Genomic DNA, 21121 nt, shown 5'->3' with positions numbered 1-21121 from the left:
AGATGGTGCTCAGCTCCGGTGCGCGTGCCGGAACCGCACCTCCTGCCCCGGACGCACCTGCGCCATCGCATCCAGCGAGCCCGGATCGAGGATCGCGATGACGGGATAGCCGCCCGTGACCGGCCGGTCCGCGAGCAGGATCGTCGGTTGCCCGTCGCCCGCGACCTGCATCGAGCCCGGCACGGTCGCCTCGCTCGCGAGCTCCCCCGGGCGCTGTCGCTCGAGCGCCGGCCCCACGAGCCGGACGCCGATGCGGTCGGCCTGCTCCGAGACGCGCCAGGGCCGTTCGAACAGGGCGGCGCGCGCGGCATCCGTGAACCAGTCGGCGCGCGGGCCCGGCAGGAGCGACAGCCGCACCGCGTCCTGCGGCGGCGGGAACGCGACGTCCTGGTCGATCACGGGCACGGATGCCGCGGGCTCCGGCCCGATCGCCAGCACCTGTCCCGCAACCACGGGTTCGGGGCCGATCGCGGCGAGCGTGTCGCGCGATCGGGATCCGAGCACGGGCGGCACGTCGAGGCCGCCGCGCACCGCGAGCACGTAGCGGATGCCGCGCGCCGCCGTGCCGAGCTCGAGCACCGCGCCGTCGCGCGCCCGAGCCGCCGCGTACGGCGCGACCGGCCGCCCGTCGAGCGTGACCGGGCCCCACGCGCCCGTGACCGCGAACCACGCCTCGCCCTCGAACCGGGCACGGAGGCCGCCGACGAGCACCTCGAGCGCGGCCGCGCCGTCGGGGTTGCCGACGAGCCGGTTCCCGAGCGTCAGCGCGCCGCGGTCGAGCGCACCCGAAGCCGGGACGCCGAGGTGCGCGAGGCCCGGGCGGCCGAGGTCCTCCACGAGCGCCGAGGCGCCCGGGTGCTCGACGCGCAGGCCGGTCATGCCGAGCCGATCGCCTCGAAGCGCACGCGACGGCCCGGAGCCAGCAGCGCGGGCTCGTCCGCCTCGGGGTCCCACAGGGTCGCGTCGGTGCGCCCGATGAGCCGCCAGCCGCCCGGGCTCTGCCGCGGGTACACGCCGCCGAACGCACCGGCGACGGCGACCGAGCCGGCGGGCACGCGCGGACGCGGGGCATCGAGCCGGGGGACCTCGAACGGCCAGTCGTCGCTCACGAGGTAGCCGAAGCCCGGTGCGAAGCCGACGAACGCGACGCGCCACTCGGCCGCGGTGTGCGCCGCGACGAGCGCCTCGGGCGAGACGGCCAGGAGCGTCGCCGTGACGGAGAGGTCCTCGCCGTCGTAGGTCACCGGGATGACGACCGGGTCGGCCGCGGCGCCGGCGACCCGCGAGCCCGCCTCGGCCGGGATGCGACGCACCCACGTCGCCGCGGACTCGAGCGGCAGTCGCGTGGGGTCGACCGCGACGAGGATCGTGCGGGCGGCCGGCACGAGCTCGACCACGCCCAGGCGCGGGTCGGCGGCGAGCGCGTCGTGCAGCGCGAGCACCTCCTCGAGCGAGTCGCACTCGACGAGCAGGGCCGCGTCGCCGCTCGGGAGCAGTCGGCGGCTCATGCGAACGACCGGATCTCGACACCCGCACCCTGGAGCGCGTCGCGCACGGCGCGGGCCATGGCCACGGCGCCCGGGGTGTCCCCGTGCAGGCACAGCGAGTCGGGAGACAGCTCGACGCGGCTGCCGTCGTCGGCGGTGAGGCCGCCCGTCTCGGCGAGCTCCAGCGCGCGGTCGGCAGCAGCCGCGGGGTCGTCGACGACGGCGCCCGGCTCGCCGCGCGGCACGAGCGAGCCGTCGGCGACGTAGCCGCGGTCGACGAAGGCCTCGCGGGCGAAGCGCAGGCCCGCGGCATCGGCTGCCCGTTCGAGCCGGCTGTAGGGCGGACCGAGCACGGGGAGGGTCGGGTCGTAGCGGGCGACGGCCTCCGCGAACGCGTGGGCGGCGCGCTCGTCGGCGGACAGCCGGTGGTAGAGCGCGCCGTGCGCCTTGACGTAACGCACGCGCGTGCCCGCGCCGCGGGCGACGCCGTCGAGCGCGCCGAGCTGCACGAGGAGCTCGGCGGCGATCTCGGCCGGGCTCGTGTCGAGCGCGCGGCGCCCGAAGCCGACGAGGTCGCGGTAGCCGGGGTGGGCGCCGAGGGCGACGCCGTGGCGCACCGCGCGGCCGGCGCTCTCGGCCATCGTCAGGGCGTCGCCGGCGTGGTAGCCGCACGCGACGTTGGCGCTCGAGACGATCGCGAACATCGCCTCGTCGTCGCCGACCCGCCACGCCCCGAAGGACTCGCCGAGGTCGCTGTTGAGGTCGATCCCAGGCGTCATGCTCCCATTCTGCCGAAGCAGCGCGCACACTGGGATGGGGAGGTCGCATGCCGAACGCGGTACGTACGCGACGCCGAGGGCGTCGATCCGGTGCCCGGAGCGCCGCGGCCGCGGCATCCGTCGCCCTCGTCGCGGTCGCCGTGCTCGTCGCGTGCGTCGGCGCGCCCGAGCGCAGCCCGCTGCCGTCGACGCCGCCCGGCACGCCCGCGTCGCCGACCGCCTCGGAGCCTCCGACCCCGTCGGGCCCGCCGCCCGTGCTGCTGCCGAGCGGCGGCGTCGAGGTCGTCGCGCAGGGGCTGCAGGCGCCGTGGTCGATCCTCCGGCTGCCCGGCGGCGGCGTGCTCGTGAGCGAGCGCGACACGGCGAACATCGTCGAAGTGCTCGGCGACGGGTCGCTGCGGGTCGCGGCGACCGTGCCGGGCGTCGTCCCCGGCGGCGAGGGCGGCCTGATGGGCCTCGCGCTCCGCCCGACGGACGGCGATGACGACGGCCCCGCCTACGTCTACGCGTACTTCACCGCGGCATCCGACAACCGCATCGTGCGGATGCCCCTCACCGGCGCGCCCGGGTCGCTCGGCCTCGGCGCCCCCGAGGACGTGCTCACGGGCATCCCGAAGGCGGGCAACCACGACGGCGGGCGGATCGCCTTCGGGCCCGACGGGTTCCTCTACGCCACCGCGGGCGACGCCGGGAACCGCGATGCTGCGCAAGATCCCGGCTCGCTCTCGGGCAAGATCCTGCGGATGACGCCCGAGGGGCAGGCGGCGCCCGGGAACCCGTTCGGCAACCTCACCTGGTCGTACGGGCACCGCAACCCGCAGGGCATCGCGTGGGACGCGAACGGCGACCTCTGGGCCGCCGAGTTCGGCCAGAACACCTGGGACGAGCTCAACCGCATCGAGCCCGGCGCGAACTACGGGTGGCCGGTCGTGGAGGGGCGGGCCGGGGACTCGCGCTTCGTCGACCCGGTGCAGCAGTGGTCGACGTCGGAGGCCAGCCCGAGCGGGCTCGCGATCGTCGGCGACACCCTCTTCCTCGCCGCGCTTCGCGGCCAGCGGCTCTGGACCATCGCCCCCGCGACCGCAGGCGGCGCGCTCACCGCGACGCCGTGGTTCACCGGCGAGCTCGGGCGGCTGCGCGACGTGACGGCGGGACCCGACGGCGAGCTCTGGTTCATCTCCAACAACACCGACGGGCGCGGCTCGCCTTCCGACGGCGACGACCGCCTCTACCGGGTGCGGCTCGCGCCGGCGGGCTAGCGGCCGCCACGACCCGGCCCGGAAGACCCGAAAGGCCCGGAAACGGGTGCGAAACGCGGCCCCGTTCGGGGGCCAGCGCCTCCGCCGCCACGTCGGCGGGCAGGGCTATCCTCATCCCATGGCGGATCTCGAGCGGGTTCGGCGGTGGGCGGAGGCCCTCATCGTCCTGCACCTCGATGCCGCGGTGTGGAGCTTCGGCTTCGACAACGCGAAGAAGCGCGCCGGCCTGTGCAACTACACGGCCAAGCACATCTCGGTGTCGCGCTACCTCGCCGCCCGCTACGACGACGACGAGATCCACCAGATCCTGCTGCACGAGGTCGCGCACGCCGTGGCCGGCCCGCGCGCCGGGCACGGGCCGAAGTGGGCGACCATCGCGGCCGACCTCGGCTACGTCGGCCGGCGCACGCACGACGGCGAGGTCGCGCACGAGTTGGCGCCGTGGGTGGGTCGCTGCCCGGCGGGGCACGAGCATTTCCGCTACCGTGAACCCCAGCGCCCCCTGAGCTGCGGTCTGTGCCGTCGCGGCTTCGATCGGGCGAACCTCATCGTCTGGCGTCATCGCGAGATCACGCCTGCGGTGCGGCGGCGGGCCGCGAGCGCGGCAGCCGGCTGACCGCCGAGTCGGCCGGGCCGTCGAGCGCATGCCCGCCGGCGCATGCGTCCTCCCCAGCAGCGCGGATGCGGCGTCCGCGACGTCCGAGGATGGTTCCCCCATGCCCGTCTCCACCGTCTCCATCCCCGTCGGACAGTGGTTCACGTCGGCCGAGGGAGTGCGCTGGTGGTTCGACTCGGGATCGTTCGCGCTCGACTTCGCCTACACGGGCGCCATGGGCGGCAACCCAGCCTGGGAGCGGCTGCACGCGCCCGACGACCTCACCACGTGGCTCCGCGACCGGTTCCCCGTGGCCGTCGGCACGGCCCGGTCGCGCGACCTGTTCGACGCGATCTCGCTGCGCGACGCGATCGGGCGCATGGCGTTCGCCGCCGCGCGCGGCGACGACGTGCGGGCGCAGGACATCGACCTCGTGAACCTCTACGCGGCGACGCCCGACATCCCGCCCGTGCTGGCCGGCGGCTCCCGACAGGCCGGCCGCTCGGTGCAGACCGTCGGGCAGGCGCTCTCGACGATCGCCCGCGACGCGGTCGACCTGTTCGACCAGGCCAACGCCGACCGCATCCGCGAGTGCAGCGGCGACTGCGGCATCGTCTACCTCGACACCTCGCGGGCGGCCACCCGGCGGTGGTGCTCGATGCAGCGCTGCGGCAACCGTGCGAAGGTGCGCGCGCACCGGGCCCGTGCCCGGAAGGCGGACCGCGCGGCGGCCTGAGCCTCCGGGTCGGCACGACATCGGCCGCGGCATCCGTCGACCGGCTCGCGGACCGCAGCGACTTCGACCGGTCTCGGTCGAAGCGGCGGCTTCCCTCCGGATGGCCCGGCCGCGCGGGGCATCCGCTGGTACCGTGCGGCCATGGAGCCCAAGATCGTCGGAACCACCATGCCCATCCTCGAGCTCACCCTCGCCCAGGGGGAGCAGATCGTCGCCGAAGGCGGCGACGTCTCCTGGCTCACCAACGGATTCCGCATGGACACGTCGACCGCCCACGGCAGTGGCGGCCAGGGCGGGTTCATGAGCAGCCTGAAGCGCGTCCTCGGCGGCGGCCAGCTCTTCCTCACGGAGTACACCGCGCCGCAGGGCGGCGGGTTCGTTGCGTTCGCGGCGCAGCTGCCCGGCACGATCCGCGAGCTGCGCATCGACCCGTCCGACGAGTTCATGATCCAGTCGGGCTCCTACATGGCGAGCACCCACGGCGTCGTGGTCTCGGTGGGCCTGCAGAAGAAGCTCGGCGCGGGCATCTTCGGCGGCGCGGGCGTCGTCTTCCAGAAGCTCACCGGCAACGGGACCGCCTGGGTGCAACTCGCCGGCGAGCTCGTCGAGTACGACCTGCAGGCCGGGCAGTCGCTGCTCATCCACCCCGGGCACCTCGCGATGTTCCGCGCCGAGATGCCGCTCGAGTTCGCCACCGTGAAGGGCGTGAAGAACAAGTTCTTCGGCGACTCGCTCATGCTCGCGCAGCTGCACGGCCCCGGCCATGTGTGGCTGCAGTCGATGACGCCCGCGAAGCTGGCCGCGGCGATCGAGCCCTACCTGCCCGAGAAGGACGACTCGAGCAGCTGAGCGCGCCGGCCCTGCGCCGGTCGGTCGATCAGCCGGCGGCGGGCTACGGCGCTGCCGCGACCCTGCTCGCCGATCAGCCGACCGACGGCACCTCGTCGGACGCGTCGACCTCGGTCGCGGCGCGGACCTCGGGTCGCCGGCCCTGCGCGACGAGCTCGGCGCCGCTCGCCGACGCGCCGATGAGGTGCACGGCCGCGTGCCGCAGGCCCTCGAACGCGGCGCACGCCACCGCGGCCTCGGGCGACGTGTGGTCGATGCCGAGGGCGATGAGCGCGTCCACGATCGCGCCGGCGCCGAGCTGGTCCTCGACGGCGAAGCGCACGGCGTCGGAGTGCGCGTCGCTGCCGCCGACCTCGGAGCCGGCGCGTCCGCCCGTCCGTTCGCCCGCGGCCACGATCGCGACCATGAGCCGCTCCCCGCGCTCCTCCTGCAGCTCGAGGATGCGGCGCGCCACCGCACTCCGGTTGCGCAGCGAGCCCTCGAGCACGACGAGGTCGCGTCCGGCCAGCGCGGCGGCGATCGCCTCGCCGTCGGGCGACGGCAGCACGTCGACGACGACCGCGACGTGCGCACCCGGCACGATGCGCTCAGCCCCCGTCGCACCCCAGTCGAGTCGGACCTGGTACTTCGCCTGCCCGTACGGCGCCCTCGTCTCGCTCACCGCGACAGGCTACCCCGCCGTCGACGTCGACCTCTGCGGGCGGTCGTGCCGTGCCGTGCCGTCCCTCCCGAGACCTGCGGAGAGCTGTCTGCAGGAACTTCCGAGCGACGCGCCGCGCGGAGGGCCCCATCGACCGGCGTGTCGCTCGGAACTTCCTGCATCGATGATCCGGAGGGCACGACGCCGCGAGGGAGTGGCGGCTAGCGCCCGTCGCCGAGCGTGTCGTACGCGGCGAGCGCCTCCGCGTCGTTCGCGCGGGCGGCGGCCCGCCGCGCGGCATCGAGCGCGGCCACGGGATCGGGCTCCTGGCGTGCGATGACGAGCTGCCGCTCGGCCTCGGCGAGACGGGTGCGGGCGTCCGCCCCGACGCGCGGACCCGCCCGGTCGATCGCGGCGCGGGCGACACGCGCCTGGCTCTCCGCGATCGCGATCGCACCACCCAGTGCGCCGCGCGCTCCGTCGAGCCGACCCTGCGCGTTCCGGGCAGCGGCCCGCGCCACCTCGAGTCGGTCGAGGGCGGCGCGGATCCGGTCGCGGTCGGCGAACGGGTCGCCCGCGACGTCGCCGCGTGCGGCGAGCACGGCCGACGCCTCGGCGATCGCCGCGCCGAGGGCCTGCTGGGCATCGGCGTCCTCCTGCGCGTCGCGCTCGCCACGCGCGGCCACGAGGTCGGCGTCGAGCGCCGTGGCCTGCGTCGCGGCGTCCTCCTGGGCGGCGGCGAGTTCGAGCTCGATGCCCTCGACGACCGCGAGGTCCCGGCCGGCGCGATCGAGCAGGTCCGCCGCCGTCGCGAGCGTGTCGGCTGCGGGCTCGGTCCCTGCGAGCAGCCGCTCGGCGCCGTCGAGCGCCGAGGTCGCGCCCGAGACCGCCGACGCGGCCCGTGAGGCCGCCGCCCGTGCAACGCCGAGCGCCGACGGCGTGAACCGCGTGCCGAGCCGCTCGAGCCCCGCCTCCGCCTCCGCACGACGGCGCTCGAGGCGCGCGGCATCCGCACGCAGGGCGGGCACGTCGTCGCGGGCTCCCCGTTCAGCCCGGCGCCGTGCTGCGAGCGCGGCATCCGCTTCGTCGAGCTCGTGCAGCGCCGACTCGCAGAGGTCGACGATCCGACTGCTCCACGTGCGGCGCTCCGCGGCGCTGGAGGGGGCGACGTCGTCGAGCCGCTGCTGCAGCAGGAATGCCTCGCGGAGCCGCCCGCGCGCCGCCTCGAGCGCCGTCCGCACGTCACGTGCGACCGCCGGCCCGAACTGCGCCTCGGCGAACGCGACCTCCCGGTCGGCGTCGCGCACGGCGTTGTCGGCCTGGACGATGAGGCCCTTCGCCCGCACCTCGAGGGCGCGTCCGTCGCCGAGCTCCGCGCGCTCGCGCCGCGCGCCCAGGCGACGGAACCCCACAGCCCCGGCGACGAGCGCCACCGCCGCGGCGCCGAACACGACCAGGGACGGCAACCACCAGAGCGCGTCGGCCATGGCCGGAGTCTAGGACGCGCAGCCGAGCCCCGGCCGGGCGGGCGCCGTGAATCCGGCGGGGATCCTTGGCAGGGGCATCCGCTCGGCCTACTCTCTGGACATGCGGGTGCTCCTCAAACTCACGCTCGACTGCACGCCGGATGCCGCGTGGCGCGCGCTGCGGAGCCCGGCCGTCCTGCGCGAGGTCGTCGCCCCCTGGCTCGACTTCTCGTCGCTCGAGCAGGAGGGCCTGCCGACCACGTGGCCCGAGGGACCGCACCGGGTACGGGCGCTCGCCTTCCGGCGCTTCCCGGCGGGCGAGGAGCTCGTCGACGTGAGCTACCCGGGCGGGCTGCCGACGGGCGTGCGGATGCTGCGCGACGGTGGCGGCGCCCTCACGGGCCCGCTCGCCCTGTTCGATCGCTGGGACCACCGCATGGCGGTCTCCGCCCTGCCCGACGGGCGCACGCTCTACCGCGACCAGCTGCTCGCGCACGCGGGCGCGCTCGACGTGGTCGCGTGGTATCCGACGTGGGCGTTCTGGCAGTGGCGCGGCATGCGGCTCCGGCAGCTCGCGCCGACGTGGTCGTTCGACCCGCCCGGCACGGCGGATGCCGCGGCCGCCGCCGGCGCAGCGGGCGACGCGACGGCGAGCGCAGCCACCGCCGGGGCAGCGGGCGCGGCATCCGTCACCCTGGGAGCCGCCGCGTGAACACCTCGATCGGGTCGCTGCAGCTCGCGGACTGGCGAAGACGGGTCTTCGGCCTCTACGCGGGCGTGCGCCAGCTCAGCGTGCACGACCCCGCGTCGGGCCACGAGCTGTGGAAGTCGGGGCGCGACGAGCTGTTCGCGGGGCATCCGCAGTCGCCGCTGCTGCCCGACGACCGCGCGAACTTCACGGGCCTGCGCATCACCCGCTACGACCCCGACTGGCGCTTCGAGCTCGAGGTGCACCGCTCGGAGGAGCCCGTGCGCATCGTCGTCGACAGCGCCACCGACGGCAGGATCCCGTTCTCGCTCGTGGGCACGGTGCGCCTGCCCTACCTCGGCTCGCTCGACGTGTGGCGGCTCACGGGCTACGGCGGCGGCCTGTTCCTGCCGGTGAAGGACGGCCTCGCCGGGGTCGCGGGCGGCACGTACGGCGGCGGGCGCTACCTGCTCGACACGGTCAAGGGCGCCGACCTCGGTCCGGGCGCCGGCGACGACACGCTCGTGATCGACTTCAACTTCGCCTACAACCCCTCGTGCGCCTACGACCCGTCGTGGTCGTGCCCGCTCGCGCAGCCGGGCAACACCCTGCGCGACGAGATCCCGGTGGGCGAGCGGATGCCGCGCTGAGCCCTCGCTCACAGCATCCGCCCCGCGGGATCCGCTATGGTGGTCGACGGCGAGCGCGACGAACGCGCCGCCTGCGTCGTAGAAACGCTTCCGGGCAGGGCCTCGTCGAGAGGGCGCCCGATGACTCTCATACGGCGAACGGATGCGCCGACCGGCGCCTTCGCCACTTCCCACCGCCGGGTCCGATCCGCCGCTCCTCGAGCCAGTCGAAGAGCGCGGGCACTTCGACCTGCGGTGCGCTCTGCCCCCGAAAGGCACCAGTGACCGACATCACCTTCTCAACGCTGGGCGTGCCCGCCCCGCTCGTCGCGGCCCTCGCCGCCGACGGCAAGACCTCCCCGTTCCCGATCCAGGTCGACACCCTGCCCGACACGCTCGCCGGACGCGACGTGCTCGGCCGCGGCAAGACCGGCTCGGGCAAGACCCTCGCCTTCGCGCTGCCCATCGCCGCGCGCCTCGGCACGTCCCTCGCCGGTGGCCGGCGCCGCCCGGGCCGTCCGCTCGCCCTCGTGCTCGCGCCGACCCGCGAGCTCGCGACGCAGATCACCGCGACCATCGAGCCGCTCGCCGCCGCATACGACCTGAAGGCCACCACGATCTACGGCGGCATCAACCAGAAGCGCCAGGTCGACGCGCTGCGTGCCGGCGTCGACGTCGTCGTGGCCACGCCCGGCCGCCTCGAGGACCTCATGCAGCAGGGCTTCATCACGCTCGACGCCGTGGAGATCACGGTGCTCGACGAGGCCGACCACATGGCCGACCTCGGGTTCCTGCCGGTCGTCACGCGCATCCTCGACAAGACGCCCCGCGGCGGGCAGCGCCTGCTGTTCTCGGCCACGCTCGACAACGGCGTGGACAAGCTCGTGAAGCGCTACCTGCAGAACGAGGTGCTGCACTCGGTCGACGAGGCGAACTCCCCCGTCGCCCAGATGACCCACCACGTCTTCGAGATCGACGACGTCGACGCGAAGAACGAGCTCGTGCGCACGCTCGCGTCGGGCACCGGCCGCCGCATCCTCTTCATGCGCACCAAGCACCACGCGAAGAAGCTGGCGAAGAAGCTCACCGAGCAGGGCATCCCCGCCGTCGACCTCCACGGCAACCTGTCGCAGCCGCAGCGCGACCGCAACCTCGCCGCGTTCGGCGACGGCTCGGTCAAGGTCATGGTCGCCACGGATGTCGCGGCTCGCGGCGTGCACGTCGACCACGTCGAGCTCGTGATCCACGTCGACCCGCCCATGGAGCACAAGGCGTACCTGCACCGCTCCGGCCGCACCGCGCGTGCCGGCAGCGAGGGCGACGTCGTGACGATCTGCCTGCCCGGCCAGAAGCAGGACCTCAAGACCCTGCTGCGCAAGGCCGCCATCACCGTGACGCCCGAGCGGGTCACCGCCGAGTCGGCGTCGGTGACGGCGCTCGTCGGCGAGGTCGCAGCCTACGTGAAGCCCGCGCCGCGCCCGTCGACGGGCTCGGGCAACGGCGGAGGCGGCGGCCGCTCGCAGGGCGCGAACGCACAGCGCAAGCGCGCCCGTCGCGACGAGCTCGCCGGCGCCGCCGGTGCGCAGCGTCCGGCCGGCGAGGGCCGGCGCAGCCGCGGCCGCGGTCGCGGTCAGGGCAGCTCGGATGTCGCGCCCGCGACGCCGCGCCGTGACCGCTCGGGTCGTCCGGCCGAGGCGAAGGCGCACGCTCCCAAGCAGGGCGCCGGCCAGAGCCGCGGTGCGCAGACGACGGGCGCGCAGCGCGGGGCATCCGGTCGCTCGACCGCGAAGCAGCCGCTGCGCGTCGGCAGCCTCGTCTCGCCGAACCGCAACCAGCGCACGAACCGCCGCGCGCAGGGCTGACCCAAGCCCCGCTCGTCGAGTAGCGCCCGGCGCAGCCGGACGCGTATCGAGACGCACCCATGGGTCTCGATACGGGTCGGCTGCGCCGGCCCTACTCGACCACCGGCTGCTCGACGCTCGATTTCGCGTCGCGCGCGCGCTGGCTTAGCCTTTCGGCATGAGCACCGATGTTGTTGCCGAAGTCGTCGTCCGTCCCATCCGCGATTCCGACGTCGAGGCCCTGGGGCGGGTCCACGCCATCTGCTGGCACGAGACGTACGACCACCTCATCAGCGCAGCCGCTTTCGAGAAGCTCTCCCCTCGGCGCATGGCCGAGCTGTGGAACCACTACGCCGAGCGCGGCGAGGAGTACCAGCAGTTCGCCGCGCTCGTCGACGGCGAGATCGTCGGCTTCGTCGGCTCGGGCCCGGCCCGCGACGAGGACGCCCCGCGCGAGCGCGAGCTCTACTTCATCTACCTGCTCGACGCGTACCACGGCACCGGCATCGGCCAGAAGCTCTTCGACGCCGCCGTCGGCACCGACCCCTCCTACCTCTGGGTGGCGTCCGACAACCCGCGTGCGCACCGGTTCTACCAGCGCAACGGGTACGCGCTCGACGGCGGCGAGCAGGTCGTGCCGTTCCTCGGCGAGGAGATCCACGAGGTCCGCTTCGTCCGCTGAGCGCATGACGGCAGCGGATGCCGCGGCCGCGCTACGGTGATCCGATGAGCGTTCCCGTCATCCTCGACGTCGACACGGGCGTCGACGACGCCCTGGCCATCATGTTCGCGGTGCGGCATCCGGGCCTCGACCTGCTCGGCATCTCGTGCGTGGCCGGGAACGCGCCGCTCGCGCAGGTCGTCGACAACACGCTGCGCGTGCTCGATGCCGTCGGCGCGCCCGACGTGCCCGTGGCCGCGGGCACCGCGCGACCCCTCCTCGAGGCGCCGCGGGAGGCCCGCCACGTGCACGGGGCCGACGGGCTCGGCGGCATCGCGCTGCCGCCGACGACGCGGCAGCCCGAGCCCGTCGCCGCGGTCGAGCTCCTGCGCCGGCTCATCCTCGAGCACGACCGACCGGTGACGCTCGTGGCGCTCGCACCGCAGACCAACCTCGCGCTGCTGCTGCGCACCTACCCCGAGGTCGCCGGCAACCTCGAGCGCATCGTGTTCATGGGCGGATCGGCGAGCGTCGGCAACGCGACCGCGGTGGCCGAGTTCAACGTGTGGCACGACCCCGAGGCTGCGGCGATCGTGCTCGACTCGGGGGTGCCCGCCTACATGTACGGGCTCGACGTGTTCAACCGCGTCGCCGTCGACCACGAGACGGCGGTCGCGCTCGAGCACGGCGACGACCGGCTCGGCCGGGTGGTCGGAGCGCTGATCGGCAACCGCGTCGCCCTCTCCGAGGACGAGCGCGCCGAGTACACCGGCCTCATCGGCGACGCCGGCGCGGTCTGCTCGATCGTCGATCCGCTGGCGATCGGCACCGAGGTGCGACCGGTGCGGGTGGAGCTCGCGGGCTACGGTCGCGGGCAGACGCTCGTCGACCGCCGCGACTTCGCGGGCGAGGACATGGTGCACGGCCTGGCCGGCGAGTGGACGCAGGTCGAGGTCGCGCTCGACGTCGACGCCGAGCGCCTCGCGCGGCTGTTCCTCGACACGCTCGGGCTCTCGGCGTAGGCGGGCCCCGCCGGCGCCGCGCGACTCAGCGCAGCGCGCCCACCGAGGCGAGCGCCTGGCGCAGCAGCACTCCGCGCCCGCCCTCCATCTCGGCCGCGATCGCCTCGGATGCCGCCTCGACCGGCGTCATCCACGTGACCTCGAGCGCGTCCTGGCGCGGCTCGCACGTGCCCGTGACGGGCACGACGAACGCGAGCGACACGGCGTGCTGTCGTTCGTCGGTGAACGGCGTGAGGCCGGGCAGCGGGAAGTACTCGGCGACCGTGAACGGCACGGGACTCGCGGGCAGCAGCGGGAACGCCATGGGCCCCAGGTCCTTCTCGAGGTGCCGGAACAGCGCGTCGCGGATGGTCTCGCCGTACATCACGCGTCCCGAGACGAGGGTGCGGGTCATCTCGCCCACGGCGTTGGCGCGCAGCAGCATGCCGACCTCGGTGACCTGCCCGAGCCCGTCGACCCGCACGGGCACCGCCTCGACGTAGAGCAGCGGGAGCCGGCCGCGCACCTCGGCGAGCTCGAGATCGCTGAGCCAGCCCGGATTCGCGGGCGGACGGACGACGGGCTCGTCGCCGGGGTTCCAGTCCGGGTCTGGTGTGCGCACGCTCATGCCTCGATTCTGCCTCACGGTCGGCTCGGCGGCCCGGGGTACGATGCCCTGATGCGGATCGACGACGAGGCGGTGCTCTGGTCGGCATCGTCGGCCGACCGGGCCGGGCGCCCGCTCCTGGTGCTGCTGCACGGCTTCAACTCCCACGAGGGCGACCTCTTCGGGCTCGCCCCGTACCTGCCGCTCGCTCCGGCGATCGCGTCGCTGCGGGCGCCCATCGACGCCGGGTACGGCTACGCCTGGTTCCCGCTGCTCGCGCAGGGCGAAGCGCAGGCGCTCGACGACGCCGACCAGGCGACGACGGCGATCGTCGACTGGCTCGATCGCGTCGCGCCCGACACCGCGTCGGTCGGGCTCCTCGGCTTCTCGCAGGGCGGCGCGATCGCGCTCGAGCTGCTCCGCCGCGCACCCGACCGGTTCGCGTTCGCGGTCAGCCTCTCCGGTTTCGCGCTGCCCGGCGTGCGCGACGGCGACGAACGGATGTCGCAGCTCGCCCCGCCCGTCTTCTGGGGTCGTGGCACCGACGACGAGGTCATCCCCGCGGCATCCGTCGCCCGCACCCTGGAGTGGCTGCCCGAGCACGCCGACCTCGACGCGCGCATCTACGAGGGCCTCGGCCACTCCGTCTCCGAGCGGGAACTCGCCGACGTCACCGCGTTCCTGCGCGCGCAGTACGCAAGCTAGACGCCCGCGCCGCCTCCTCCGCCGCCCGCCTCGGTGCGCTTGGCGGCGCGCTCGGCGTCGCGGTCGGCGACGCGGCGCTTCTCGGCGCGCACGCCCGCCTGCGTCGCCCGCTCCTGCACGAGCCAGGCAGGCGGGGCGGCGAGCAGGTCCTTGATCTCGGCGGTCGTCAGCGGCTCGGTGACCCCGCCGCGCGCCAAGCCCGAGTTCGAGACCCCGAGCTTCGCGGCCACGACACCGCGGGGGTGCGGGCCCTCGCGGCGCAGCACCTGCAGCCACTCGGGCGGATCCGCCTGCAGCGCGTTCAGCTCGTCCCGCGTCACGACGCCCTCGCGGAAGTCCGCGGGGGCGGCCTCGAGGAGGATGCCGAGCTTCTTCGCGGCGGTCTCGGGTTTCATCGACTGGGACTGGCTCACCCTGCCACCGTAGCCCCGTTCCGCGGCATCCGCCCGCCGCTGGTCGTGTGACGCCCGGCGGCTGCCGTGCGCACCCGAGTGGCTAGGCTGTGGGCAGGCCGGAGGGGTCGGACATCGGACGGGGGCGCTGTGACGCTGAGGCTCCGCTACGTCGCCGGGGTGAGCCCCGCGAAGTGGCTGCGCGCCTGGTCCGAGCGCCGCCCCGACCTGCCGCTCGAGGCCGCGCGGGTCGAGCAGCCCGAGCAGCTCGCCGAGGTCCTCGCCGGTGACGCCGACCTCGCCTTCGTGCGCCTGCCCGTCGAGGCCGAGGGCTTGCACCGCATCCCGCTCTGGGAGGAGGTCGCCGTCGCGGTGCTCCCGAAGGACCACCCGCTCGCCGACGCCGCGGAGCTCACGCTCGCCGACCTCGAGCACGAGCCCGCCGCGCCCGTACAGCCCGACCCCGCGATGACCGTCGAGCTGGTCGCCGCGGGCACGGGCTACGCGATCCTCCCCCACAGCCTCGCCCGCCTGCACCACCGTCGCGACGTCGCAGCGGTGCCGGTGACGGATGCCGCCCCGACGCGCATCGCGCTCGTCTGGCGCGTCGAGCGCGACGACGCCGACATCCAGGAGTTCGTCGGCGTCGTGCGCGGCCGCACGACGCGGAGCTCGCGCGGCGACGCCGGCGACGCCGGCGACGGCGACGCGACCGGCTCCTCGGCCGGCACTCCGAAGGCGTCGAGCGCCACTGGCTCCACCAAGGCCTCGGCGAAGGGCGGGGCCGGCAGGGCGGGCGGGAAAGGTCGCGGCGCCAGGCGCGCGGCATCCGCCCGCTCCGGTCGCACCGCACGCAAGCGCGGCGGTCGCGGGCGATGAAGCCGTTCCTCTTCCTCGGCGCCCGTCCGGAGTCGGAGGCGGCCGCCCCGGAGTACGAGTCGATGCGCCTCGCGATGGGCCTCGAGCCCGAGCGCCTCGTGCACGTGCGGCTCGACCGCGAGCCGCTCGACGAATCGCCGCTCGACCACGTCGCGGGAATCGTCGTGGGCGGCAGTCCGTACAACGTGATCACGCCCGAGCACGAGAAGTCCGCGACGCAGCGACGGCTCGAGGACGACCTCGCCCGCCTCGCCGAGGCCGCCATCGCACGCGACTTCCCGGTGCTCTACACCTGCTACGGCATCGGGGTGCTGACGCGCGTGATCGGCGGCACCCTGGGAACGCGATACGCCGAGCCCGCCGCCGCGATCGAGATCACGCTGACTCCCGAGGGCGGCGCGGATCCGCTGGTCGGGGTGCTCCCGCAGCGGTTCCACGCGTTCGGCGGGCACAAGGAGGCCGCCGATGCGCTGCCTGCCGAGGCGGTGCTGCTGGCCTCGTCGGCGGCGTGCCCGGCGCAGGTCTACCGGATCGGCGACCGCGTCTACGCGACGCAGTTCCATCCCGAGGTCACGGCCGACGACTTCATCGCCCGTGGCCACGTGTACCGGAACCACGGCTACTTCGCGGCCGATGCGCTCGAGGAGTTCAGCACGCGCGTGGCGGCGGCATCCGTCACCGAGCCGCGACGGATGCTGCGGCGGTTCGTCGAGCTCGCCGACGCGGAGGCCTGACCCGTCAGGCCGGCAGCGGCAGCGGCGGATACGCCCGGCGGAGCACCGCGCGCTGGCCGAGCGTCCACGCGACCGTGACGAACAGGTACAGCGCGGCCGCGAGCGGCACGAACACCGCGATCACCGCCGTGATGAACTGCAGCAGCCCGAGCGCGCGCTGCATGCCGGCCGACGAGAGGGCGGCGAGCGGCTCCGACACTGCTCCGTTCTTCGAGGCAGTGTCGGAGCCACCAGCCGGTGAGGTCGTAGCGGCGGGCGCGGCATCCGGCAACTGCGGTCGGAAGACGCGCCGCGTCACCTCACCGACGAGCGCGATGGCGACGACCACCGAGGCGTAGACGGCGAGCGTCCCGGGCGTGAGGGTGCCGGCCGCGAGCTCGCCCGCGAGGCTCGATCCGAGCGGCACGCCGAACACGGTGTGGTCGAGCAGGGCGTTCGGGTGACCGGCGATGGTCGGCAGGATGAAGAGCGCGTAGATCACGCCGACGATCGGCGCCTGCACGAGCATCGGCAGGCAGCCGGCGAACGGCGAGGCGCCCTCGTCGGAGTACAGCGCCATCGTCTCGCGCTGGAGGCGTTCGGGGTCGCTGCCGTGCTTCCGGCGCAGCTCGGCGAGTTTCGGCGCGAGGCGGGCGCGGGTGCGCTCGGCCTTCGCCTGCGAGACGCCGACGGGGATGAGCGCGGCGCGCACGAGGAGCGTGACGAGCACGATCGCGGCTGCGGCGCTCGAGACGCCGACGAGCGGCTGGAGCAGGTCGGCGAGCCCATGAGCAGGGCGTGGGCGCCGTCGAGCACCGCGGCGATGGGCGGGAAGGCGTAGAAGTCCATGAGGTGTTCCAAACGGTCGGAGGGATGCGGGATCCGTCTGGCCGCGGAACAGCGGGGTCGACCGTGCACCCTGCCGGGCAGGGTCGTCGATGGTCGGTGCGGTTACGCGGCCGGGATGCCGCGTCCGGGCGCCCTGGGTCGCGGACGCCCCGCCGCGTCGGGGTCGCTCTGCGCGAGCAGCGTGCCGGGATCGGCCGTCTGCCGCAGTCGCGTGGCAGCGCCGCTCTGGTCGGCGGCGACGAGCGCGGGCACCGAGCTCCACGCGGCGGCCACGAGGACCACGGCGGCCGCGCCGAGCACGCCCAGCAGGATCACGGTGACCTGCGGGTTCGACGCCACGGCGATGTCGAGCGAGGCCTGCACCTGGCGCAGCAGCATGACGAGCAGCTCCACCTCGGCCTCCTCCCGTGCGTCTCGCCCTCACGCTAGCACTCGCGGCTGCGCCGCCACTCCCGGCGGGAACACCTCTCGAACGCGATCGAGCGGATGACGCGCGGTCGCGTCATCCGCTCGGATCGGGGTTCGCCCGCTCAGGTGGTGCGGGTGCGGTTGCGCGTGATGAGCCCCCAGATCAGCAGCACGATGATCGAGCCGCCGATGGCGAGCAGCCACGTGCCCAGGTCCCAGAACTCCGTCAGCGGACGGTTGAGGATCAGGCTGCCGAGCCAGCCGCCGAGCAGTGCGCCGACGACCCCGAGCAGCAAGGTCATGAACCAGCCCCCGCCCTGCTTGCCGGGCAGGATCAGCTTGGCGATCGCGCCGGCGATGAGGCCGAGGACGAGAAATGCGAGGAAACTCATGTGCGCTCCTTCGATCTTGGGTGATCACAATCTCCTCCGTGCAGGCATCTCGGTGCAAGAGGTTGCGCAGTCGGGCGGAATGGCGCTATCTGGACTGGATGGGGGATCACGAGCGCCCGTGGGTGCTGCACGTCGACCTCGACCAGTTCATCGCGGCGGTCGAGGTGCTGCGGCGTCCCGAGCTCGCAGGCAAGCCCGTGATCGTGGGCGGCCGCGGCGACCCGTCCGAGCGGGCCGTCGTCTCGACCGCGTCCTACGAGGCGCGCGAGTTCGGCGTCGGCTCGGGGATGCCGCTCCGCCTCGCCGCGCGGAAGGCACCCGATGCCGTGATCCTGCCCGTCGACGCGGAGCACTACCTCGCGGCATCCGAGGCCGTGATGGCGACGCTGCGCCAGCAGCCCGGAGCGACCGTGCAGGTGCTCGGCTGGGACGAGGCCTTCGTGGGCGTGGAGACCGACGACCCCGAGGCGTACGCACGGCGACTGCAGCAGGACGTGCTCGAGCGGACGCGGCTGCACTGCACCGTCGGCATCGGCGACACGCTCGTGCGCGCCAAGGTGGCCACGGGCTTCGGCAAGCCGCGCGGGGTGTTCCGGCTCACTGCCGAGAACTGGCTCGAGGTCATGGGCGACCGGCCGACGATCGACCTGTGGGGCGTCGGCTCGCGCATCTCGGCGCGGCTCGCGAAGCTCGGGATCACCACCGTGGCGGAGCTCGCGGCGGCGCGTCCGGCGCCCATGATCGAGGAGTTCGGCCCGCGCATGGGCCCGTGGTACGCGTTGCTCGGACGCGGCGAGGGCGCGCGCGAGGTCGACGACACGCCCTGGGTCGCCCGCGGGCACAGCCGCGAGACGACCTACCAGCAGGACCTCGCCGACCCCGCCGAGGTGGAGGCCGCGCTGCGCGAACTCGCAGCGCGGGTGCTCGACGACGTCGCCGCGGAGGGCCGGCCGGTGATCGGCCTCACGCTGAAGGTGCGATATGCGCCGTTCATCACCAAGACCTACCAGCGTCGAGTCCCCTCGTCCTCCGATCGCGACGACGTGCTGGGCCGGGTCCTGCAGCTCGCCGCCGACCGGATCGAGCCCGGTCGCCCGATCCGGCTGCTCGGGCTCCGCGCCGAGATGGCGATGCCCGAGGATGCGCGCGCGGGACACACGCCGACGCGCGGCGGGTGGTGAGCGTGGTGCGGCCCGGTATGCGTCCCATGGCTTGTACCGTGGTGCCGTGGTGAGCACGCCATCCACACGGCGGAACTTCATCGCCGCGGCCACGGAGAGCGTGAGCTTCGCGGTCGCGAACCAGCTCACGGCCGTCGCCGTGGTGCTCCCGTTCATCTGCATCGCATTCGGCGGGAGCGCCTTCGCCGCCGCGCTGATCTTCCCCACCTACACGGCGGCCAACCTGCTCGGGGTGGTCCTGGCGCCGCGCGTCCTGGGGCTGCGTTCCGTCTCGCGGTCGCTCGCGCTGATCCTCATCCTGATCGCGACCGTGTTCGCGATCACGGGCATCGCGATCGCTGTGGTCGACGAGGTGTGGCTGAACACGCTCTGGATCGTCGCCGCCGTGCTCGGCGTGCTGGCGGGCGTGGCGTCGATCGCCGTGGTCGAGGTGATGTCCTCCTCGCTGGCACCGTCGCAGAAGTCGGCCATCAGCGTCGTGCAGAGCACCGGCGGCTCCATCCTCACGCTGGCGATCACGGTCGTGATGGGCGCGCTGTTCCTCGACCCGACGGGCAAGGACGCCCACGTGACGCTCCTGTGGGTCGGCGTCACGGCGATGGTCGTCGCGGCCCTCGCGCTCCTGCCCATCCGCCCGACGGCATCCGGTCCGGCCGTCCGGCACCGACCGGTCGGCATCCTCGCGGCGCTTCGCGCCCGACCCGATCGCAAGTACCCCTGGGTCCGGGAGTTCCTCATCACCCAGATCCTGTTCCTCTCGATCTCCCTCGGAACGAGCTTCTACAGCGTGCACGGCGCGACCCTGCACGGGCAGGAATCCGAGGCCCTGCACGACATCGTCGCGCTCACCGCGGTCGGGAGCCTCCTGTTCACCGCGCTGTGGACGCTGAGTCGACACCGGGCGACGATCCGGGGACTCCTGCTGACGGCCGCGGCGCTGGGTGTCACCGCAGGGATCACCGCGCTCATCACGGACTACGGCGGCGTCGAGGGCATGCCGATCCTGAGCGGCGTCGTCATCACGCTCGCCGCGGCCGGAGGGGCGGCGACCTCGAGCACGCGGTCGACGTGGATGTACCTCAACCTCGGAGAGGAGGACGACATCGAGGTCGTGGTCTTCTGCCAGGTCGTGCTGGGCATCACGGCCACCCTGGTGGGACTCTTCTTCGGCATGCTCGCCCACCTGGATTCGGTGGCACCGACCTGGGGCCTGCTGATCCTGTCGGGCTATGCGCTCTTCCATGCGCGGAGGGCACCGGGGGAACGCATCTCGGAGACCAAGGCCGGCCACCTGCTCGACCACCACCACGGACATCACTGGGGCGGGTTCCACTGGTGACAATCCGCCGCCCGTTCTCGTTCGACGTCGGGCGTGGCAGGCTACGACCATGGGCACGCAGCAGCGCTTCCGCACGTCGGTCGTGATCGACCGGCGCGGGCGCACGATCGTGACGATCCCGTTCGACCCCGACGAGGTGTGGGGCGTGAAGCCACGTCACCCGGTGCGCGGATCGATCGCCGGCTGCTCGATGCGCGGCAACATCGAGAAGCACGACGACGGGCCGAGCATCACGCTCGGACCCACATGGACGCGCCTTCCCCTGCGCGATGGCTCCGAGGTCGAGGTCGTGCTCGAGCCTGAGGGACCGCAGCGTTCCGACCTCGCGCCCGACGTGGCGGCGGCGCTCGACGAGGCTCCGGATGCCGCGGCGTTCTTCGATTCGCTCGCGCAGTTCTACCGCAGGGCCTGGCTGCGCTGGATCAACTCGACGAAGCGCAAGCCCGAGCAGCGCGCCGTGCGCATCGCGGAGATGGTCAGGAGCCTGCAGGACGGGCGCAAGGAGCGGCCGTAGGCGCGCGGCGCCGGCGCCGGCGCCGGTGCGGAGGATCGCGGCGCCCTCGCCGACGCGAGCTCACCGGTCGTCGTCCTTCTCCTTGTCCCCCTTGTCGCCCTTGCCCTTCTCGCCCTTGTCGTCGCCCTGGTCCTGGAGCTCTTCGATCTGCTGCTGCAGCCGGGCCTGCTCCTCGATGAGCCGCTGGCGCTCCGCCTCATCGGCGGCCGCGGCGATCGCGGCCTCCAGATCGAGGCGTACGAGTTCCATGGCTCCGACGATCGCCTCGAAGCGATCGTCGTCGACCCTGCCGTCCTCGCGCGCCGTGGCGAGCTCGGCGGTCATCACGTCGAGTTCATCGATGGCCGCCTGCCAGTCCCCCGCGGCGCTCGCCTCGCTGACGGTGACGACGTGTTCGCGCAGGCCGTCGCGCGTCTCCGCGTCGTACGCCGGCGAACAGGCGGTCATCGTGAACGCCACGACGATCGCGACGAGGCCGAGCGGGTGAGGTCGCATCGTGCTCCTTTCGACC

General features: G+C 74.0%; 26 protein-coding genes. 15 read left to right on the top strand and 11 right to left on the bottom strand.

Annotated features, from left to right (window positions below):
- Positions 1 to 9 precede the first annotated feature (9 nt).
- The 3 genes from FYC51_RS19450 to FYC51_RS11800 are packed head-to-tail and all read right to left on the bottom strand — an operon-like array spanning position 10 to position 2266.
- Positions 10 to 879 carry a 5-oxoprolinase subunit C family protein gene (locus FYC51_RS19450; protein WP_222863248.1) on the bottom strand — a complete coding sequence of 290 codons (870 nt, stop codon included), beginning with the start codon at positions 877 to 879 and terminating at the stop codon, positions 10 to 12.
- A complete protein-coding gene (locus tag FYC51_RS19445; RefSeq protein ID WP_222863247.1) occupies positions 876 to 1508 on the bottom strand; it encodes a 5-oxoprolinase subunit B family protein in 633 nt (210 codons plus the stop codon). The genes FYC51_RS19450 and FYC51_RS19445 overlap by 4 nt, the downstream gene beginning before the upstream one ends.
- Positions 1505 to 2266 (bottom strand): LamB/YcsF family protein, encoded by a 762-nt coding sequence (locus FYC51_RS11800; protein ID WP_148733756.1) that lies wholly within the window; start codon positions 2264 to 2266, stop codon positions 1505 to 1507. Before FYC51_RS11800 ends, FYC51_RS19445 begins: the two co-directional genes overlap by 4 nt.
- Positions 2267 to 2313: 47 nt before the next feature.
- Here FYC51_RS11800 and FYC51_RS11795 point away from each other — a divergent pair, with 47 nt between their 5' ends.
- The 4 genes from FYC51_RS11795 to FYC51_RS11780 all read left to right on the top strand — a co-directional run bounded on the left by FYC51_RS11795 (position 2314) and on the right by FYC51_RS11780 (position 5705).
- Positions 2314 to 3525 (top strand): PQQ-dependent sugar dehydrogenase, encoded by a 1212-nt coding sequence (locus FYC51_RS11795; RefSeq protein ID WP_148733754.1) that lies wholly within the window; start codon positions 2314 to 2316, stop codon positions 3523 to 3525.
- Between the two features lie 118 nt (positions 3526 to 3643).
- Positions 3644 to 4141 carry a SprT-like domain-containing protein gene (locus FYC51_RS11790; RefSeq protein WP_148733752.1) on the top strand — a complete coding sequence of 166 codons (498 nt, stop codon included), beginning with the start codon at positions 3644 to 3646 and terminating at the stop codon, positions 4139 to 4141.
- 100 nt (positions 4142 to 4241) lie between these two features.
- Positions 4242 to 4856: a CGNR zinc finger domain-containing protein gene (locus tag FYC51_RS11785; RefSeq protein WP_148733750.1), complete on the top strand. Its 615-nt coding sequence runs from the start codon at positions 4242 to 4244 to the stop codon at positions 4854 to 4856.
- 141 nt (positions 4857 to 4997) lie between these two features.
- Positions 4998 to 5705, top strand: a complete 708-nt coding sequence (locus FYC51_RS11780; protein ID WP_148733748.1) for a TIGR00266 family protein — start codon at positions 4998 to 5000, stop codon at positions 5703 to 5705.
- A 73-nt stretch (positions 5706 to 5778) separates the two neighbouring features.
- Here the strand turns inward: FYC51_RS11780 and FYC51_RS11775 are convergent, their stop codons facing one another.
- Complete coding sequence (locus FYC51_RS11775; RefSeq protein ID WP_148733747.1) at positions 5779 to 6366, bottom strand: 2-phosphosulfolactate phosphatase; 588 nt, start codon at positions 6364 to 6366, stop codon at positions 5779 to 5781.
- A 200-nt stretch (positions 6367 to 6566) separates the two neighbouring features.
- Positions 6567 to 7832, bottom strand: coding sequence for a hypothetical protein (locus tag FYC51_RS11770; RefSeq protein WP_148733745.1), 1266 nt, complete (start codon positions 7830 to 7832; stop codon positions 6567 to 6569).
- Between the two features lie 100 nt (positions 7833 to 7932).
- Between FYC51_RS11770 and FYC51_RS11765 the strand changes: the two genes are divergently transcribed.
- From FYC51_RS11765 to FYC51_RS11745, 5 genes are all read left to right on the top strand, one after another.
- Entirely contained in the window at positions 7933 to 8523 is a 591-nt protein-coding gene (locus FYC51_RS11765) for a hypothetical protein (protein ID WP_187432599.1), read from the top strand.
- Entirely contained in the window at positions 8520 to 9149 is a 630-nt protein-coding gene (locus FYC51_RS11760) for a DUF1684 domain-containing protein (protein WP_222863246.1), read from the top strand. Before FYC51_RS11765 ends, FYC51_RS11760 begins: the two co-directional genes overlap by 4 nt.
- A gap of 260 nt (positions 9150 to 9409) precedes the next feature.
- Positions 9410 to 10990 carry a DEAD/DEAH box helicase gene (locus tag FYC51_RS11755; protein WP_148733743.1) on the top strand — a complete coding sequence of 527 codons (1581 nt, stop codon included), beginning with the start codon at positions 9410 to 9412 and terminating at the stop codon, positions 10988 to 10990.
- A gap of 157 nt (positions 10991 to 11147) precedes the next feature.
- Entirely contained in the window at positions 11148 to 11651 is a 504-nt protein-coding gene (locus tag FYC51_RS11750) for a GNAT family N-acetyltransferase (RefSeq protein ID WP_148733741.1), read from the top strand.
- 44 nt (positions 11652 to 11695) lie between these two features.
- Positions 11696 to 12652: a nucleoside hydrolase gene (locus FYC51_RS11745; protein WP_222863245.1), complete on the top strand. Its 957-nt coding sequence runs from the start codon at positions 11696 to 11698 to the stop codon at positions 12650 to 12652.
- A gap of 25 nt (positions 12653 to 12677) precedes the next feature.
- Here FYC51_RS11745 and FYC51_RS11740 read toward each other — a convergent pair whose 3' ends face one another.
- Entirely contained in the window at positions 12678 to 13259 is a 582-nt protein-coding gene (locus tag FYC51_RS11740; RefSeq protein ID WP_148733738.1) for an NUDIX hydrolase family protein, read from the bottom strand.
- A gap of 51 nt (positions 13260 to 13310) precedes the next feature.
- Here FYC51_RS11740 and FYC51_RS11735 point away from each other — a divergent pair, with 51 nt between their 5' ends.
- Positions 13311 to 13943, top strand: coding sequence for an alpha/beta hydrolase (locus FYC51_RS11735; RefSeq protein ID WP_148733736.1), 633 nt, complete (start codon positions 13311 to 13313; stop codon positions 13941 to 13943).
- Here FYC51_RS11735 and FYC51_RS11730 read toward each other — a convergent pair.
- A complete protein-coding gene (locus FYC51_RS11730; RefSeq protein WP_148734274.1) occupies positions 13940 to 14338 on the bottom strand; it encodes a DUF5997 family protein in 399 nt (132 codons plus the stop codon). The genes FYC51_RS11735 and FYC51_RS11730 overlap by 4 nt on opposite strands.
- A 147-nt stretch (positions 14339 to 14485) precedes the next feature.
- Here FYC51_RS11730 and FYC51_RS11725 point away from each other — a divergent pair, with 147 nt between their 5' ends.
- Positions 14486 to 15214: a LysR family transcriptional regulator substrate-binding protein gene (locus FYC51_RS11725; RefSeq protein ID WP_187432598.1), complete on the top strand. Its 729-nt coding sequence runs from the start codon at positions 14486 to 14488 to the stop codon at positions 15212 to 15214.
- Positions 15211 to 15948, top strand: a complete 738-nt coding sequence (locus FYC51_RS11720) for a glutamine amidotransferase (RefSeq protein WP_148733733.1) — start codon at positions 15211 to 15213, stop codon at positions 15946 to 15948. The genes FYC51_RS11725 and FYC51_RS11720 overlap by 4 nt, the downstream gene beginning before the upstream one ends.
- Before the next feature lie 4 nt (positions 15949 to 15952).
- Here FYC51_RS11720 and FYC51_RS11715 read toward each other — a convergent pair whose 3' ends face one another.
- The 3 genes from FYC51_RS11715 to FYC51_RS11705 form a co-directional block, all read right to left on the bottom strand.
- Complete coding sequence (locus FYC51_RS11715) at positions 15953 to 16657, bottom strand: YidC/Oxa1 family membrane protein insertase (RefSeq protein WP_338014699.1); 705 nt, start codon at positions 16655 to 16657, stop codon at positions 15953 to 15955.
- Between the two features lie 221 nt (positions 16658 to 16878).
- Positions 16879 to 17169 carry a DUF6412 domain-containing protein gene (locus tag FYC51_RS19595; protein ID WP_238476314.1) on the bottom strand — a complete coding sequence of 97 codons (291 nt, stop codon included), beginning with the start codon at positions 17167 to 17169 and terminating at the stop codon, positions 16879 to 16881.
- A gap of 137 nt (positions 17170 to 17306) precedes the next feature.
- Complete coding sequence (locus FYC51_RS11705; RefSeq protein ID WP_148733731.1) at positions 17307 to 17576, bottom strand: GlsB/YeaQ/YmgE family stress response membrane protein; 270 nt, start codon at positions 17574 to 17576, stop codon at positions 17307 to 17309.
- A gap of 98 nt (positions 17577 to 17674) precedes the next feature.
- Here FYC51_RS11705 and FYC51_RS11700 point away from each other — a divergent pair, with 98 nt between their 5' ends.
- The 3 genes from FYC51_RS11700 to FYC51_RS11690 are packed head-to-tail and all read left to right on the top strand — an operon-like array spanning position 17675 to position 20610.
- On the top strand, positions 17675 to 18757 hold the full coding sequence (locus FYC51_RS11700) for a DNA polymerase IV (RefSeq protein ID WP_238476313.1): 1083 nt from the start codon (positions 17675 to 17677) through the stop codon (positions 18755 to 18757).
- Between the two features lie 46 nt (positions 18758 to 18803).
- Positions 18804 to 20096, top strand: coding sequence for a hypothetical protein (locus tag FYC51_RS11695; protein ID WP_148733729.1), 1293 nt, complete (start codon positions 18804 to 18806; stop codon positions 20094 to 20096).
- A gap of 49 nt (positions 20097 to 20145) precedes the next feature.
- Positions 20146 to 20610, top strand: a complete 465-nt coding sequence (locus FYC51_RS11690; protein ID WP_148733727.1) for a YdeI/OmpD-associated family protein — start codon at positions 20146 to 20148, stop codon at positions 20608 to 20610.
- A 60-nt stretch (positions 20611 to 20670) separates the two neighbouring features.
- Here FYC51_RS11690 and FYC51_RS11685 read toward each other — a convergent pair whose 3' ends face one another.
- Complete coding sequence (locus FYC51_RS11685; RefSeq protein ID WP_148733725.1) at positions 20671 to 21105, bottom strand: hypothetical protein; 435 nt, start codon at positions 21103 to 21105, stop codon at positions 20671 to 20673.
- Between the last annotated feature and the right edge of the window lie 16 nt (positions 21106 to 21121).

The organism is Agromyces mariniharenae, assembly GCF_008122505.1.
GTDB classification, from domain to species: Bacteria; Actinomycetota; Actinomycetes; order Actinomycetales; family Microbacteriaceae; genus Agromyces; species Agromyces mariniharenae.
The sequence above is the reverse complement of the archived record's forward strand: the minus strand, read 5'-3'. Positions and strand labels throughout refer to the sequence as shown.

Coding starts and splice junctions, on each gene's coding strand:
- FYC51_RS19450 (WP_222863248.1), bottom strand. CDS start 879: ATGACCGGCCTGCGCGTCGAGCACCCGGGCGCCTCGGCGCTCGTGGAG.
- FYC51_RS19445 (WP_222863247.1), bottom strand. CDS start 1,508: ATGAGCCGCCGACTGCTCCCGAGCGGCGACGCGGCCCTGCTCGTCGAG.
- FYC51_RS11800 (WP_148733756.1), bottom strand. CDS start 2,266: ATGACGCCTGGGATCGACCTCAACAGCGACCTCGGCGAGTCCTTCGGG.
- FYC51_RS11795 (WP_148733754.1), top strand. CDS start 2,314: ATGCCGAACGCGGTACGTACGCGACGCCGAGGGCGTCGATCCGGTGCC.
- FYC51_RS11790 (WP_148733752.1), top strand. CDS start 3,644: ATGGCGGATCTCGAGCGGGTTCGGCGGTGGGCGGAGGCCCTCATCGTC.
- FYC51_RS11785 (WP_148733750.1), top strand. CDS start 4,242: ATGCCCGTCTCCACCGTCTCCATCCCCGTCGGACAGTGGTTCACGTCG.
- FYC51_RS11780 (WP_148733748.1), top strand. CDS start 4,998: ATGGAGCCCAAGATCGTCGGAACCACCATGCCCATCCTCGAGCTCACC.
- FYC51_RS11770 (WP_148733745.1), bottom strand. CDS start 7,832: ATGGCCGACGCGCTCTGGTGGTTGCCGTCCCTGGTCGTGTTCGGCGCC.
- FYC51_RS11765 (WP_187432599.1), top strand. CDS start 7,933: ATGCGGGTGCTCCTCAAACTCACGCTCGACTGCACGCCGGATGCCGCG.
- FYC51_RS11750 (WP_148733741.1), top strand. CDS start 11,148: ATGAGCACCGATGTTGTTGCCGAAGTCGTCGTCCGTCCCATCCGCGAT.
- FYC51_RS11745 (WP_222863245.1), top strand. CDS start 11,696: ATGAGCGTTCCCGTCATCCTCGACGTCGACACGGGCGTCGACGACGCC.
- FYC51_RS11740 (WP_148733738.1), bottom strand. CDS start 13,259: ATGAGCGTGCGCACACCAGACCCGGACTGGAACCCCGGCGACGAGCCC.
- FYC51_RS11735 (WP_148733736.1), top strand. CDS start 13,311: ATGCGGATCGACGACGAGGCGGTGCTCTGGTCGGCATCGTCGGCCGAC.
- FYC51_RS11730 (WP_148734274.1), bottom strand. CDS start 14,338: ATGAAACCCGAGACCGCCGCGAAGAAGCTCGGCATCCTCCTCGAGGCC.
- FYC51_RS11720 (WP_148733733.1), top strand. CDS start 15,211: ATGAAGCCGTTCCTCTTCCTCGGCGCCCGTCCGGAGTCGGAGGCGGCC.
- FYC51_RS11705 (WP_148733731.1), bottom strand. CDS start 17,576: ATGAGTTTCCTCGCATTTCTCGTCCTCGGCCTCATCGCCGGCGCGATC.
- FYC51_RS11700 (WP_238476313.1), top strand. CDS start 17,675: ATGGGGGATCACGAGCGCCCGTGGGTGCTGCACGTCGACCTCGACCAG.
- FYC51_RS11690 (WP_148733727.1), top strand. CDS start 20,146: ATGGGCACGCAGCAGCGCTTCCGCACGTCGGTCGTGATCGACCGGCGC.
- FYC51_RS11685 (WP_148733725.1), bottom strand. CDS start 21,105: ATGCGACCTCACCCGCTCGGCCTCGTCGCGATCGTCGTGGCGTTCACG.